Below are 14,511 nucleotides of genomic sequence, written 5' to 3' on the forward strand. Positions count from 1 at the left end.
GTTGAACGCGTTCAAGATAGCGGATGCCAGCTGGGACGCACTACCCGTAGGGTGTTCGCATGACAACCGGGGTGCGACGCAGAATGGGTGTCGAGGAGCGGCGGCAGCAGCTGATCGGCGTGGCGCTGGAGCTGTTCAGCCACCGGTCCCCCGACGAGGTGTCGATCGACGAGATCGCCGCGGCCGCCGGGATATCCCGGCCGCTCGTGTACCACTACTTTCCGGGCAAGTTGAGCCTGTACGAGGCCGCGCTGCGGCGCGCCGCCGACGAGTTGGCCGCCCGGTTCACCGAACCCCACGAAGGCCCGCTGGGAGCCCGGCTGCTGCGGGTCATGGGGCGCTACTTCGCCTTCGTGGACGAGCACGGCCCCGGCTTCTCGGCCCTGATGCGCGGCGGCCCCGCGGTCGGCTCCAGCCGGACCAACGCCATGATCGACGAGGTCCGGCAGGCCGCCTACGAGCAGATCATCGGCCACCTCGGCGTCCAGCGGCCGCCCGCCCGGCTGGAGCTGGTCGTGCGCTCATGGGTCTCGCTCGCGGAGTCCACCGCGCTGATCTGGCTGGACGGGCGCAGGATCCCGCGCGCCGAGCTGGAGTTGCAGCTCGTGCACGATTTCGCCGCGCTGGCCGCGGTGAGCGCGGCCTACGACGAGGAGATGGCCGGGCTGCTGGTGCGCATCCTGACGGACGAGCCCGCCGACGGACCGTTCGGTGAACTGGTGCGGCGGCTCACGGCGTTCGTCCCCGTCACGCCCGCGCGACCGGTCCCGCACCCGCGGTGATAATGACCGCGTGATCATTGATGACGGGATCTTGTTCCGGCAGGCCGAGGAGAAGGACGCGGCCACGCTGGTGGCGCTGTACGACCGGGCCGCGCGGTGGATGCGGGCGCAAGGGATCGACCAGTGGAAACCGGGAGAGAAGGACACCTCGCACTTCCGCGCCCGGATGCGCGACGGCGAGGTGTGGATCGGCGCCGACACCGACGGGCGGGTGTGCGGGGCGTACGAACTGTGGTGGTCCGACGAGGAGGCCTGGGGCGTCCAGCCGCCGGTCGCCGGGTACGTGCACCGGCTGATGGTGGAGCGCGAGGCCGCGCCCGCCGGGGCCGGGCGGCGGCTGCTCGAACACGCGGAGCGGCGCATCGCCCGGGCCGGGCTGGAACGCGTACGGCTGGACTGCGTCTCCACCAACCCCCGACTGCTCGCGTACTACCAGGGCGCGGGCTACCGGGTGGTCGGGGAGTTCCCGTCGAAGCAGGCCTCGGACGGGCGACTGTACGGGGTGATCCTGCTGGAGAAACGGCTGGACCGCCTCACCGTGGTCTGACCCCGCGGGAGTCACGTCATGCGGCTCAGCGGGCCCCCTTCGCCGTGAAGACGGCCACCGTGCGGGCCGGGACGGTGAACTCGCCGGTCGTGGCGTCGTACGCCGAGGACTTCACCACCGGATCGGCGCCCGTGGCCTGGCGCGGATGGAGGACGTACGGGCGTCCCGCGAGGGCGCCGGCGCGCTGGTGCTGGGTGGCGGGCGTGGCGTTGAAGACCACCACCAGGTCCCCGAGGGTCATGGTGATCACCCCGGGGGTCTCCGCCGGGCCCGCGAGCGGGAAGGCCAGCTGCGACTGGACCGCCGCCGTGCTGGTCAGGGCGAAGGCGGGTTCCGTGGTGCGGATGCCCAGCAGGTCACGGTAGGCGGCCGAGGCTCCCGTGGTGTCCGCGCAGGACGGGGCCGGGGCCGTCAGCAGGGGCGCGGCGTAGGGCCACTTGGCGCGGTTGTCGGCGGCGGGCGGCAGGCCCCGGCCGAAGCCGTTGCCGTCGCGGCAGTCCCAGTGGATGGCGTTGAACCAGTCGCCGCTGTCGAAGGAGTTGCGGTCCAGGGACTTCGATCGGAGCAGGTCGGTCCCGGCCTGGGAGAGCGAGGGGCCCTGGGAGAGGGTGGCCGTGGCCATGGCGAGGACCTGCGCGCGGGCCTGGTCGGCGGTGGAGGTGGCGGGCGGGAGCTTGAACTTCAGGGCGTCGTACAGCGATTCGTTGTCGTGGGCGTCGGCGTAGGCGAGGGCGTCGCCCGGGGCCGCCGCGTATCCGGCGCCCTGGCCGTTGTAGTCCAGCTGGGCGCCGGTGATCCGGCGCCCGGTGCTGTCCGTGAAGGCGTACCCGGCGAGGTTGCCGGTGAGGCCGACCTTGATCAGGTCCTGGGCGTGCCGGAGCCGGCTGAGCTGCTGTTCCGGGGTGCCGTTGGCGGGGCTTGCGTTGGGGTCGGTGTACAGGCCGGAGGCGAAGCCCTGGACGCGCGGGTCCTCGTCGAAGGGGCCGCCGCCGCGGACGGCGTCGCGGGCGCGGTCGGAGAAGGTGGCGATGCCGGTGCCCGCCATGTTCTTCTGGGTGGCCTGGACGAAGCGGGCGTCGTCGGCGACCTCGCCGAAGTTCCAGCCCTCGCCGTAGAGGACGATCTTCTTCCCGTCGACCCCGTCCTTGGCGGGGGTGAGCGCGTCGAGGGCGGCGCGCACGGCGAGGATGTTCGCCTTCGGCTGGTGGCCCATGAGGTCGAAGCGGAAGCCGTCGACCTTGTACTCCTTGGCCCAGGTGACCACCGAGTCGACGACGAGGCGGCCCATCATGGCGTTCTCGGTGGCGGTGTTGGAGCAGCAGCTGCTGGTGGCGACGGAGCCGTCGGCGAGCAGGCGCTGGTAGTAGCCGGGGACGACCCGGTCCAGGACGGAGAGGTCGGACTGGCCGGAGGCGGCGGTGTGGTTGTAGACCACGTCCATCACGGTGCGCAGGCCGGTGCTGTTGAGGGACTGGACCATGCGGCGGAACTCGACCGTACGGGCGGTGCCGTTGGGGTCGCTGGCGTACGAGCCTTCCGGGACGGTGTAGTGGAGCGGGTCGTAGCCCCAGTTGTAGGCGTCCTTGGCGGCGGCGGCCGCCACGCAGGCCTGCTGCTCCTGGGAGTCGGGGGCGTAGACCGTGAGGTCGCAGGCGGGGGTGGTGCGGTCGGCCGGGTTCTCGGGGATGGTCGCGATGTCGAAGGCGGGCAGGAGGTGGACGTAGGAGGTTCCGGCGGCGGCGAGTGAGCGCAGGTGCTTCATACCCGCCGAGTCGGCGTCGGTGAAGGCCAGGTACTGGCCGGGGTGCTTGCTGGTGGGGTCGGCGACGGAGAAGTCGCGGATGTGGAGTTCCTGGATCTGGGCCGAGGTGAAGGGGACGGGCGCGGGTTTGCGCAGCTCGCGCCAGCCGGGCGGCTGGAGCGCGGGCGCGGCCAGGTCGGTGACCAGGCTGTAGGTGGAGTCGGTGGTCAAGCCGGTGGAGTAGGGGTCGGTGACCAGGTTGCGCACGACCCGCTGGACGCTGGGGGCCCAGACGGTCACCGCGTAGCGGTAGCGCTTGCCCGCCCAGGAGCGGTCACCGTCCACCGACCAGACGCCGGTGGCGTCGTCGCGGCGCATGGGGACCGTACGGGCGCCGCCGTCGAGTTCGAGGGCGACCTGCTGGGCGGTGGGGGCCCAGAGCGCGAGCCGGGGGCCGCGGGCGGAGAAGGTGGGACCGAGCGGGGTGGTGTTGGCGTACAGGTCGTCGAGTACGCCCGCCAACTGGACCCCGGTGGCGGCGAGTACGGCGCCGCTCGCGGCCCGGGCACTGGCGACGAGCTGGCCGCGCGGGGCGTCCCGGACCCGGTCGCGGTCCCGGGGGTCGACGGTGAAGGCGGGGTACGCCGCCAGGTGCGGGAACTTCTGCTTCTGCGCGTCGGTCAGTGCGGCCGGGGCCAGTCGCAGCCACTGCGCGCGCTCGGCGCCGGTGAGGGCGCCGCCCGCGGCCTTGACCGTGCCCTCGCGGGAGGCGAGGAGCTGGACGGAGGCGGCGGCGGGCGGGGCCTTCCAGGCGAGGGTGTCCCGGTCGATCCAGACGGCCTCGGCCTTGGTGAGGTCGAGGGCGGCGGCGGATCCGGCGGGCTGCGGCAGCAGGTACTTCTGCCGGCCGGCGAGCAGCCAGGCCTCGTGGCCGGTGGCCTTGAGGTCGAGGGACTGGTCGGTGGGCAGGTCCTTCTCGTCGCCCTTGTGGAGGATGTAGCTGAGCGAGGTGGCGCCCGGGGCGAGCGGGACCTCGTACACCGCGCCGTAGGAGTCGGTGCGGACGGGGAGCAGCGGCTTCGACCAGTCGGTGGGGGTGGCGGCGCCGGTCCAGACGTGCAGGCCCCAGCCGTCGTAGGCGCCGTCGGCGCGCTTGAGGTGGAGGACGGCCTTGTCCTGGTCCTGCGGCGGGTAGCCGGGGCGGTCGGTGCGGGCGGCTTCCTTGCCCTGCTCCAGCCAGATCTCGCCGGTCTTGCTCACCTCGATGGTGCGGTCGGCGGCGACGTCCTTGGCACCGCCCTTGTCGATGACCAGGTAACTGACGCTGCTGGCGCCGGGCTTGAGCTTGACGTAGGCGAAGGCGCCGTAGGCGTCGCGACCGGTGAAGTCGTGCCCGGCGGGCCAGGTGGTGGTTTCCCCGTCCGCGAGGTCGCCCCAGGCGTAGAGCCGCCAGTTCGTGTAGTCGCCGTCGGGGCGGTTGTAGTGGACGACGGCGTAGTCGCGCTGGGTGGCGGCGGGGACCTCGGGCGGCGGGGCCTGCCCGGCGACGGAGGCGGCGAGGGCGCTCGCGGTGCGGCCGGAGGCGTCGATGACGACGGCCTTGTAGCGCAGCGGGGTGCCCTGGGGGGCGGTGACGTGCTGGGTGACCTTGTACGGGGCGTGGTCGGCGGAGCCGAGGACCTGCCAGGGGCCGGTGCCGCTCTGGGCGGCGAAGACGACCCGGTTGAGGCCGCCGCCGCTGACGGTGGCGGACAGGTCCACGGCGCCGGTGGCGCCGGGGGCGGGCGGGGTGAGCGTGACCGCGGGGCGGGTCGTCGGGGCCGGGAGCGGGGCGACGCCCTTGAGGACGACCGAGCCGAGGGCGGGCACCGAGACGGTCAGCTTGCCGGTGGAGGAGGCCCACGCGGTGGTGGTGCCCGCGCCGCCGTAGAGGGCGGTGTAGGCGGCGCCCGCGGGGGTGTCGAGTTCCACGGTGCGCGGGGCGGCGCCGTTGTTGGCGGCGACCAGGTACTCGGTGCGGGTGCGGGCGTCCGTACGGGCGAAGGCGTAGACGGAGCCGTCGGCGAGGCGTTCGCTCTGGATGCCGTCGCGCAGGGCGGGGTGGGCCTTCGTCAGCTTCGAGAGAGCACTGATCTGCTGGTAGAGCGGGTGCCCCGGATCGTAAGCGTCGCTCTCGTGGGTGCGGGCCGTGCCGAGCTGGTCGTCGTCCAGGTAGTCGGGCGTCTTGGAGGCGAACATCGACTGCCGGGCGTCCTTGTCGCCGCCCGCGCCGGTGAAGCCCTGCTCGTCGCCGTAGTAGATCACCGGGTTGCCCCGGGAGAAGAACATCAGCTCGTTGGCGAGCCGGTAGCGGTCGAGCAGCTCCTGCTCCCCCGCGCCCGGGCGGTCCTGCTTCAGGAAGGACCCGAAGCGGCCCATGTCGTGGTTGCCGAGGAAGGTCACCTGCTCGTAGGCGTTGGCCTTGTCGCTGGTGTAGCGGTAGTCCTCGCCGAGTACGGAGGCCAGCCGTCCGGCTCCGGCGCCCTGGGCGGCGTACGCCCGGATCGCGTCCTGGAGCGGGAAGTCGAGGGTGGCGTCGAGGCGCCCCTGGGTGACGTACGGCGACGTCACGGCCGTGTCGGCGGAGTACACCTCGCCGAACATGAAGAACTTCGGCCGTCCCTGCCGGGCGGCGTACGCGTCGAGGGCGGTCGCCCACTGCGTCCAGAACGGCAGGTCGACGTGTTTGACGGTGTCGATGCGGAACCCGTCGATGTCGAAGTCCCGCACCCACTTCTCGTAGATCTTCTCCATCCCGCCGACCACCTCGGGACGCTCGGTCCACAGGTCGTCGAGCCCGGAGAAGTCGCCCTGCTCGGCGGACTCGCCCGCGAAGGTGGAATCACCCCGGTTGTGGTACATCTGCGGGTCGTTCAGCCAGGCGGGGACCTTCGCCTTCTCCTTCCCGGCGCCCACGACCGGGGTGCGGGGGAAGGAGGCGGGGCTGGTCTGGGGGAAGGCGCGCTTGCCGTCGGCGTAGTCCGAGTCGTCGAACGGCACCCCGTCCTTGGTGAGGTAGGGGAAGGCCCCCTTGGAGAGGTAGGAGGAGGACTTCTCCTTGTAGTCGACGACGTCGGCCGTGTGGTTGGTGATGACGTCGAAGAAGACCTTCATCCCCTTGCCGTGGGCCTTGTCGATCAGCCGCTCCAGGTCGGCGTTGGTCCCGAAGTGCGGGTCGACCTGGGTGAAGTCGGTGATCCAGTACCCGTGGTAGCCCGCCGACTGGCTGGCCCCCGCCCCCTGCACCGGCTGGTTCTTGAAGAGGGGCGCCATCCAGATGGCGGTGGTGCCCAGCCCCTTGATGTAGTCGAGCCGGTCGGTCAGCCCCTTGAGGTCGCCGCCCTGGTAGAACCCCTTGTCGGTGGGGTCCAGGCCGGTCTGCGAGCGGCTGCCGGTCAGGCCGCCCCGGTCGTTGCGCGGGTCGCCGTTCGCGAACCGGTCGGGGAGGACGAAGTAGAACTGCTCCCGGGTCAGGTCGTGCCGGGCGGGCTGCGCCGCCATGGTGGCGTCCGAGGGCGGGGCGGGAGCCTTGGCGGCGGCCGCCGCGGGGAGGGCGGGCAGGAACGTCACGGCCAGGGCGGCGGCGACGATTCCTGCGGCTGGGCGTATCAAGGCAGGGTCTCCTCGGGTACGACGGGTACGGGGTGAGGGCCGCCCGGCGGTGGCGGGGCTGATGGTGCCGGGCGGCCCCGGATCATGGGGGGCGAAGGCCGGGTCAGCCGCGCCAGGTGTCGTTCAGCGTGACCATGCCGCTCGCGGGGACGGTGGCCGTGCGGTTGGCGCCGCTCTCCCAGGTGACGTTGCCGCCCGCGTCCTTGCGGACGTACTTGTACGCGAAGGTCGCGCCCGCGGGCAGGGTGACGTCGAGCTTCCAGACCGGGTAGGCGGCGGGGTCGAGCTTGAGCGCGGAACCGGCGTTCCAGTTCCCGAGCGCGCCCTGGTCCCCGGTGACGTAGATGTTCTGACCCGGGACGGTGTCGGCGTTGACGGCGAAGGACGCTCCGGCCGGGGCCGAAGGGGCGCCACAGGTCCGGGCATTGACGTGCAGCGCGAGGGCGGTGTCCGCGCCGAGGGTGGCCGTGAACTGGCCGGAGCCGTTCACCGTGACGGCCCTGCCGCTCTGCACGTCGCAGTAGTCGCCCGCCGGGAGCGAGGTCTGGAAGGTCCGGGTCAGGGCCGAGGCCTCGTGGTTGATGGCCACGTACGCCGCGGAGCCGCGCCCGAAGGCGATCTGGTCGCCGCCGTTGTCCCACCAGTTGGTGACGGCCTGGCCGCGCGCGGCGTTGTGGAAGCCGACCATGGAGGAGATCTCGCGCCAGGCGTGCTGACACTTCCAGCCGTCGGCGTAACAGGCGTTCACGGCGCCGCCGTTGGGCGGACCGGCGTCGCGGTCGGTGAACTCGTAGCCGGAGTGGACGTCCGGGGAGCCGTAGGGCCAGGCCAGTAGGAAGACGCTGGCGAGGGTGTAGCTCGCGCCCGCCTTGTAGTTGAGGGTGTCGCCGCCGCGCTCGGTGTCGTGGTTGTCGACGAACACCGCGGCCTGGCCGCTGGGCAGGTAGCCCCAGGACTCGCCGATGGTCTTCAGGGAGGCCAGGTTCTCGTTCTGGAAGATCCGCTTGAGGTCACGGGCGTAGCGGAACTCCTGGACGTCGCCGGTGCCGAGGTACTCGTTGGGCGAGACGGCCTCGCCCGCGCCGTAGATCGCCTCCTGCTTCCAGTACGCGCCGGGGTTGGTGAGCCGGGACTTGATGTTGGCGAGGTCGGCGGCGGGCATGTGCTTGGCGGCGTCGATCCGGAAGCCGTCCACGCCGAGGGAGAGCAGGTCGTTGAGGTACCCGGCGATCCGGCCCCGTACGTAGTCCTCGCCCGTGTCGAGGTCGGCGAGCTGCACCAGCTCGCAGTTCTGGACGTTGGCCCGGTCCTGGTAGTTGGAGATGGTGGCGCGGCAGTCGTCCATGTCGGCGCCGGAGTAAAGGCCGGGGTAGTTGTACTTCGTGTACGAACTGCCGCCGGTGCCGGTGCCGTCGGCGGAGGCCATGTGGTTGATGACGGAGTCGGCGACGACCTTCACCCCGGCGGTGTGGCAGGTGTCGACCATGGCCTTGAAGGCGGCCCGGTCGCCGAGCCGCCCGGCGATCTTGTAGCTGACGGGCTGGTACGAGGTCCACCACTGGGGGCCCCGGATGTGCTCCTGGGGAGGCGAGACCTGTACGTAGCCGTAGCCCGCGGGGCCGAGAGTGTCGGTGCAGGCCCTGGCCACGGAGGCGAAGTTCCACTCGAAGAGGACGGCGGTGACGTCGCGTGCGGCGGGCGGGGCGGCGGCGGCCCGGGGCGCCTGCCACGTGAGGGTGGCGGAGGCCGCGGCTACGGCAGCCAGCGTGGCGGTGATCGCGACCACGGCTCTGTGGGTGCGGGACATGGGGGCCTCCTGGCGGAGAGGTGGGGAAGTGAAGAGGTGGGGATTGCCGCGACCGTAGGGGGCAGCCAGGAGTGTTGCAAGACCTTGCGCAAGAGATTGCAGAATTGTTTCTTCCGAGCGGCTCTCGCACCCGTGACGCGCTGCCGTGCCGGGACGTGCGAGGGCCGCGCCGGGCGCCTCCCGCCGGAGCGGCTGGGTAGGGTCCACCAGGGCAAACCGACACGCAGGAGGAGCGACATGGCAACGGACATCGTGATCGCACAGACAACCATCGACGACGAGCGCGCCGCCCGGGAGTTGGCGCGGGGCGCGGTGGAGGCCCACCTGGCCGCCTGTGCGCACATCGACGCACCCATCACCGCCGTCTACCGGTGGAAGGGGGTCGTTGAGACGGCTACCGAATGGCGCGTCTCCTACAAGACGACACGAGACCGTCTGCCCGCCCTGGGCGCGTGGGTCAGGCAGCAGCACGGCTACGACGTACCGGAGTGGATCGTGCTTCCGGTGGACGGCGGCTCGGATGCCTACCTGTCGTGGGTCATGGAGGAGACCGCCCCGGAGTAGTCGCAACAGTCAGGCGGCACAGGCCTCCAGCCGCGCTCTCAGTTCGCCCTCGCGGTCGGGAAGCCGGGCAGCGATACCCAGTGCACGCGCGCGGCCCATCGTGTTCGGCCGGGCATCGGCCGCCGTGACGAACCGACGGGCGACATGCACGCCCTGATCGATGTCGCCACCTGCGAGAAGAGCCGCCGCCAGGTCTCCGAGGACGACGACTCCCGCATCCGCAAGCTCGCCGCCCAGCCGCCGCGTGGCGGCGGCGGCCGCCTCGGCGAGTTCGGGGCGGCCGAGCCGTCCGTAGACAGACAGCACAAGGCAATCCATCCGGGCCGGAGTCATGAACCGCACCCACGCCTGTTCTGCTGTGTGGTCGGCGTAGTCGTAGGCGGTACGGGCGCGATCGAGTGCGCGCAGGGCGGCAGTCGCATCACCGGTGGCGGCTGCTTCCTCGGCATGACGCGCGTGGATCCACGCTGCAGCCGTGGCGTTGCCGGGGCCGCGAACGTCGTCGACTGCTCGTGTCAGGAGTTCGAGTCCGCGGGGTCGACCGGCCGCGCCATAACTCGCATAGGCCAGGGCGAGGGCACGCAGTGGGGGATGACCTGACGCGTCAGCACAGGCGACGGCAACGCGATAGTAAGAGCGGGCCGCCGGATGGTCGCCCAGGTCCCAGGCGATCCACCCGGCCAGAGCCGCGGTCTCGCCGGCCGCGATGCCAAGGTCCCTCTCGTAAGCGGGCGCACGAGGCAAGGCAGCGGTGAGGGCATCCAGATGCGCCTCGACGTGCCCTCGTAGTTGGCGTGCCGTCAGGTGGTTCTCGCTGGTGTGGAGTGCGTCGGCCCGCTTCGTCAAGGCGTCTACGGCGTGGGCGTCGACGCGGCTGCCTTTGGCGAGGGCGTGAGCCAACCGCCCCCACGGCTCACTGGCCACAGCAGCGCCCATGACCACGCCCCCGATCAGCTTCCGTCGCTCCATGTCGTCCCACTCCGGATCTTCCCGGTTCGTTGGATACCTACGCCGTGCGCGCGCGTCGGCCGCTTCCCGCTGGAGCTGGGCGGGCGGGAATCCGCAGGCCACAGCGATATGTGTGAGGGTATGGGCGGTCGGGATGTTCTCGCTGTTCTCGTACCGGCTGATCTCCCGGCGCGTCACCGTATCCCGGCCCGAGACCGTGTTGATCGCGGCTGCCTGCTGTTCCTGAGTACGTCCGGCCTCCATGCGAAGCCGGAGCAGCAGGTGGCCGAACGGGTCCGCTGGCACGAGTGTGACCCCTGTCCGTCGGTGTGGCTCCATAATCGCCCCGGGTTTCCCCACCAGTTCCCCCTTGACAGGTTTTTCCCCCGAAGGGTTTCCCTGGGAAGAGGACGTGCAGGGCGCTGTCATGGGCTCATGACCACATATCGAAGGACCATCGAGACATTGGCGGAGACACTCCACCCCTCCGATGCCCCGCACAGCTCATGTCCGGCCCTGGAAGCCAGGACCGAGCTCAGCCAGGATCTTCTGGACCGCGCTCGTATCGGTTGGGAGCGTTTCCTCTCCACCCTCGATGACGCGTCCGATGGCTGAGGGGTACTCGTACGTCCCTCATCGCCTTCTGCGCCGCCGTGTGCGCGATGTCGCGTCCGGCGTGGAGGGCGAGCTGATGGCAGTGATCAACGAAGACGTGTCGGCGGCGGACTCCTTCCGCCGACACTGGATGAAGCTGGCCCATATCCGGGGGGCGTCCGGCCGCGAGTTCACCACAGCGGTCGACAACGTCGAGCCTGCCTGACGGCCGGCCACGGGCCTGCCGCGGATGCCGGGGCGCTGGAGCGAGCGGCGCCCGAGACCCCCTCGGGCGGCCTGCCCCGGTTCCGGACGGGAGGGGACAGGCGGCACCCCGCAGGGGTCAGGCAGGGGCTTCGGCGGTGGAGCCTCGGACCACCAGTTCCGGTTGGAAGACGAACTCCGTGCGCTGGACCGGCGTACCGCCCACCGCCTCCAGCAGCGCCCCCACCGCCGCCGTCGCCATGGCCCGGACCGGCTGGCGGACCGTCGTCAGCGGCGGGTCCGTGAAGGCGATCAGCGGCGAGTCGTCGAAGCCGACCACCGACACGTCCTGCGGCACCCGCAGCCCCCGCTCACGGACGGCCCGGATCACCCCGAGCGCCATCGGGTCGCTGCCGCACACGATGCCGGTGCACCCACGGTCGAGCAGGGCGATGCCCGCCGCGTGGCCGCCCTCGACGGTGAACAGGGTGCGCTGGATGAGCCCTTCGGCCGCCGCCGACGGCACGGCAGCGGTGAAACCCTGCTCCTTGCGGGCCGAGGGGACGTACCGGGTCGGCCCGATGGCCAGCCCGATCCGCCGGTGGCCGAGGTCTTCGAGGTGGCGCACGGCCATGTCCGCCGCCGCCCGGTCGTCCGGGGAGATGAAGGGCGCCTGGATCCGCTCGTTGAAGCCGTTGATCAGGACGAACGGAACGCCCCGCGCGGCCAGCCGCTGGTAGCGGGACGGGTCGGCGGAGGAGTCGGCGTGCAGACCGGACAGGAAGACGATCCCGGTGACCCCCCGTTCCTCCAGCTGCTCGACCAGCTCGTCCTCGGTGGCCCCGCCCGGCGTCTGCGTACACAGCACCGGCGTGTACCCGTGCCCGGCCAGGGCCTGCTCGATGACCTGGGCGAACGCCGGGAAGATGGGGTTGGTCAGCTCCGGGATCAGCAGCCCGACCAGCCCGTTGCTGCGCCGCCGCAGCCGTACGGGCCGTTCGTACCCCAGCAGGTCGAGCGCGGCCAGCACCTTGTGCCGGGTAGTGGCCGCCACCCCCGCCTTGCCGTTGAGCACCCGGCTGACGGTCGCCTCGCTGACCTGGGCCTGCGCCGCGATGTCCGTCAGCCGGAGGGGGGACGTCACCCCTGCCACCACACCGCCGTGTCGGCGGGCAGCATGCCGGGGTCCGACGGGTCCGCGAGCGGCCCGCTGGCCAGCAGTACGGTCCCGGGCGCGGGGATCCGTACCGCCTCGCCCCCCGTGTTCACCGTGCAGACGAACTCTCCGCGCCGGAAGGCCAGGACCCCTGCCGGGGCGGCCAGCCACTCCACCGCGTCGCCCGCGCCCAGTTCCGCGCGCTCGCGCCGGATCCGCAGCGCGGCCCGGTACAGCTCCAGCGTCGAGGCGGGGTCGCCGGTCTGGGCGGCCACGCTCAGACCGGCCCATTCGGCGGGCTGCGGCAGCCAGCTGCCACCCGAACCGAAGCCGTACGGAGCCTCCTCGCCCGACCACGGGATCGGCACCCGGCACCCGTCGCGCAGCCCGTCCTGCCCCGCGCTCCGTGCGAACGCCGGGTCCTGGCGGACCTCGTCCGGCAGCTCGGTCACCTCGGGCAGACCGAGCTCCTCGCCCTGGTAGACGTACGCCGACCCCGGCAGCGCCAGCATCAGCAGCGCCGCCGCCCGCGCCCGCGCCAGCCCCCGCACCCCGCCGCCGTAGCGGGTGACGTGGCGCACCACGTCGTGGTTCGACAGCACCCAGGTCGTCGGCGCCCCCACCGGGCGCATCGCGTCGAGCGACTCGTCGATGGTCGCGCGCAGCGCCTCGGCGTCCCATCCGGTGTTCAGGTACTGGAAGTTGAAGGCCTGGTGCAGCTCGTCGGACCGCAGGTACATCGCGGTGCGCTCGGCGCTCGGGGTCCACGCCTCGGCGACGCCGATCCGGTCACCGGCGTACTCCTCCAGTACGGTCCGCCACGAACGGTAGATCTCGTGCACCCCGTCCTGGTCGAAGAAGGGCAGGACCTGGTTGCCCAGCAGCTTGAGCTGCTCGTCACGGCCGAGGTCGGGCAGGCCGGGGGCCTTGACCAGGCCGTGCGCGACGTCGATGCGGAAGCCGTCGGCGCCGAGGTCGAGCCAGAACCGCAGGATGGAGCGGAACTCGTCCTGGACGGCGGGGTGGTCCCAGTTGAAGTCGGGCTGCTCGGGGGCGAAGAGGTGCAGGTACCACTCGCCGTCCCGGCCGTCGGCGCCGCTGACCCGGGTCCAGGCGGGGCCGCCGAAAATCGACTCCCAGTCGTTGGGCGGCAGTTCCCCGGCCGCCCCGCGCCCGGGACGGAAGTGGAAGCGTTCGCGCAGCGGGGTGCCGGGGCCTTCGCGCAACGCCTGCTTGAACCATTCGTGCTGGTCCGAACAGTGGTTGGGGACGAGGTCCACGATGATCCGCAGACCCAGCGCGTGGGCCTCGCGGATCACGGCGTCGGCGTCGTGCAGGGTGCCGAACATCGGGTCGATGGCCCGGTAGTCGGCGACGTCGTAGCCCGCGTCGGCCTGCGGGGAGGCGTAGAACGGGCTGAGCCAGACGGCGTCGACGCCCAGCTCCTTGAGGTAGGGCAGCCGGGTACGGACGCCTTCGAGGTCGCCCATCCCGTCCCCGTTGCTGTCGGCGAAGCTGCGCGGATAGACCTGGTAGATCACCGCTTCTCTCCACCAGCCGGGCTGCGTCACGGTCGGGGTGGGGAGAGCGTCGGCGAGGTGCTGGGTCATGTCGTCCTTGGAGAGATCGGGCCGGAAGTACGGGGCGCGGGTGGTCAGCCCTTGGTCGCGCCCGCGGTCATTCCGGCGACGAGGTGGCGCTGGGCGAAGACGAAGAAGATCGCCGCGGGGATGGCGATGAGGACGGAAGCCGCCGTCATCGGGCCCCAGTTGGCGGTGTACTGGGTGACGAAGGTCTGCAGACCTCCGGCCAGCGTGAGGTTGTCGTCGCCGACCAGGAAGGCGGAGGCGTACGCGACCTCGCCCCAGGCGGTGATGAAGGAGTAGAAGGCGGTGACCGCGAGGCCCGGCCGGGCCAGTGGGAGGATCAGCCGCCAGAAGGTCCCGAAGGGGTTGAGCCCGTCGACCCGCCCGGATTCGTCGATCTCGACCGGGATGGTGTCGAAGAAGCCCTTCATCATCCAGGCGCAGAACGGCACCGCGATGGTGAGGTAGGTGATGATCAGGCCGAGCGGCTGGTTGAGCAGCCCCAGCTCTCCCATCAGGTTGTAGAGCGGGACGATGAGGATGGCCATCGGGAACATCTGGGTGATGAGCAGGGTCCACATCAGCGGCTTCATGCCGGGGAACTTGAACCGGCTGACCGCGTATCCGGTGGTCGCGGCGATGAACACGCCGAGGACGGTGGTGATGCCCGCGACCAGCACGGAGTTGCCGAACCAGGTGAAGAAGGACGTGGAGTCCACCAGGTAGCGGTAGTTGTCCAGGGTGGGGTTCTTGATGAAGTCGGTACTGACCGCCTGCTGCGGCGGCTTGAGCGAGGTCAGCAGGATCCACAGCACCGGGAAGACGGCGATGACGGACGCCACGACGAGGGTGGCGTGCAGCGCCACGGAGGCGAGCGGTCCGCGCGTGCCGCGCGGCCGCACCGCCTTGACGGCGCCCCCGGGGGCGCTGT

General features: G+C 71.5%; 10 protein-coding genes. 4 read left to right on the forward strand and 6 right to left on the reverse strand.

Annotated features, from left to right (window positions below; genetic code table 11):
- Positions 1-59: 59 nt before the first annotated feature.
- A complete protein-coding gene (locus QMF80_RS19415) occupies positions 60-782 on the forward strand; it encodes a TetR/AcrR family transcriptional regulator (protein WP_283454994.1) in 723 nt (240 codons plus the stop codon).
- 10 nt (positions 783-792) lie between these two features.
- A complete protein-coding gene (locus QMF80_RS19420; protein WP_283454997.1) occupies positions 793-1,329 on the forward strand; it encodes a GNAT family N-acetyltransferase in 537 nt (178 codons plus the stop codon).
- 25 nt (positions 1,330-1,354) lie between these two features.
- Here QMF80_RS19420 and pulA read toward each other — a convergent pair whose 3' ends face one another.
- The gene (gene pulA / locus QMF80_RS19425; protein WP_283454999.1) at positions 1,355-6,721 is read right to left on the reverse strand and encodes a pullulanase-type alpha-1,6-glucosidase; all 5,367 of its coding nucleotides are present in this window, start codon (positions 6,719-6,721) and stop codon (positions 1,355-1,357) included.
- A gap of 103 nt (positions 6,722-6,824) precedes the next feature.
- Complete coding sequence (locus tag QMF80_RS19430) at positions 6,825-8,528, reverse strand: carbohydrate-binding module family 20 domain-containing protein (protein WP_283455001.1); 1,704 nt, start codon at positions 8,526-8,528, stop codon at positions 6,825-6,827.
- 237 nt (positions 8,529-8,765) lie between these two features.
- Here QMF80_RS19430 and cutA point away from each other — a divergent pair, with 237 nt between their 5' ends.
- A complete protein-coding gene (gene cutA, locus QMF80_RS19435) occupies positions 8,766-9,092 on the forward strand; it encodes a divalent-cation tolerance protein CutA (protein WP_283455003.1) in 327 nt (108 codons plus the stop codon).
- 9 nt (positions 9,093-9,101) lie between these two features.
- Here the strand turns inward: cutA and QMF80_RS19440 are convergent, their stop codons facing one another.
- Positions 9,102-10,346 carry a helix-turn-helix domain-containing protein gene (locus QMF80_RS19440; RefSeq protein WP_283455005.1) on the reverse strand — a complete coding sequence of 415 codons (1,245 nt, stop codon included), beginning with the start codon at positions 10,344-10,346 and terminating at the stop codon, positions 9,102-9,104.
- Positions 10,347-10,647: 301 nt separating this feature from the next.
- On the opposite strand from QMF80_RS19440, the gene QMF80_RS19445 reads away from it, so the two are divergent.
- Positions 10,648-10,860, forward strand: a complete 213-nt coding sequence (locus QMF80_RS19445; RefSeq protein ID WP_283455007.1) for a hypothetical protein — start codon at positions 10,648-10,650, stop codon at positions 10,858-10,860.
- Positions 10,861-10,977: 117 nt separating this feature from the next.
- Here the strand turns inward: QMF80_RS19445 and QMF80_RS19450 are convergent, their stop codons facing one another.
- Genes QMF80_RS19450 through QMF80_RS19460 form a run of 3 tightly spaced genes read right to left on the reverse strand, consistent with a single transcriptional unit; the run spans position 10,978 to position 14,482 of the window.
- Entirely contained in the window at positions 10,978-11,991 is a 1,014-nt protein-coding gene (locus tag QMF80_RS19450; RefSeq protein WP_283455009.1) for a LacI family DNA-binding transcriptional regulator, read from the reverse strand.
- On the reverse strand, positions 11,979-13,604 hold the full coding sequence (locus QMF80_RS19455) for a glycoside hydrolase family 13 protein (RefSeq protein WP_283455011.1): 1,626 nt from the start codon (positions 13,602-13,604) through the stop codon (positions 11,979-11,981). Before QMF80_RS19455 ends, QMF80_RS19450 begins: the two co-directional genes overlap by 13 nt.
- Positions 13,605-13,648: 44 nt before the next feature.
- The gene (locus tag QMF80_RS19460; RefSeq protein WP_283455155.1) at positions 13,649-14,482 is read right to left on the reverse strand and encodes a sugar ABC transporter permease; all 834 of its coding nucleotides are present in this window, start codon (positions 14,480-14,482) and stop codon (positions 13,649-13,651) included.
- Positions 14,483-14,511 lie beyond the last annotated feature (29 nt).

The sequence above is a fragment of the Streptomyces sp. G-G2 genome (assembly GCF_030063135.1).
Lineage (GTDB): Bacteria > Actinomycetota > Actinomycetes > Streptomycetales > Streptomycetaceae > Streptomyces.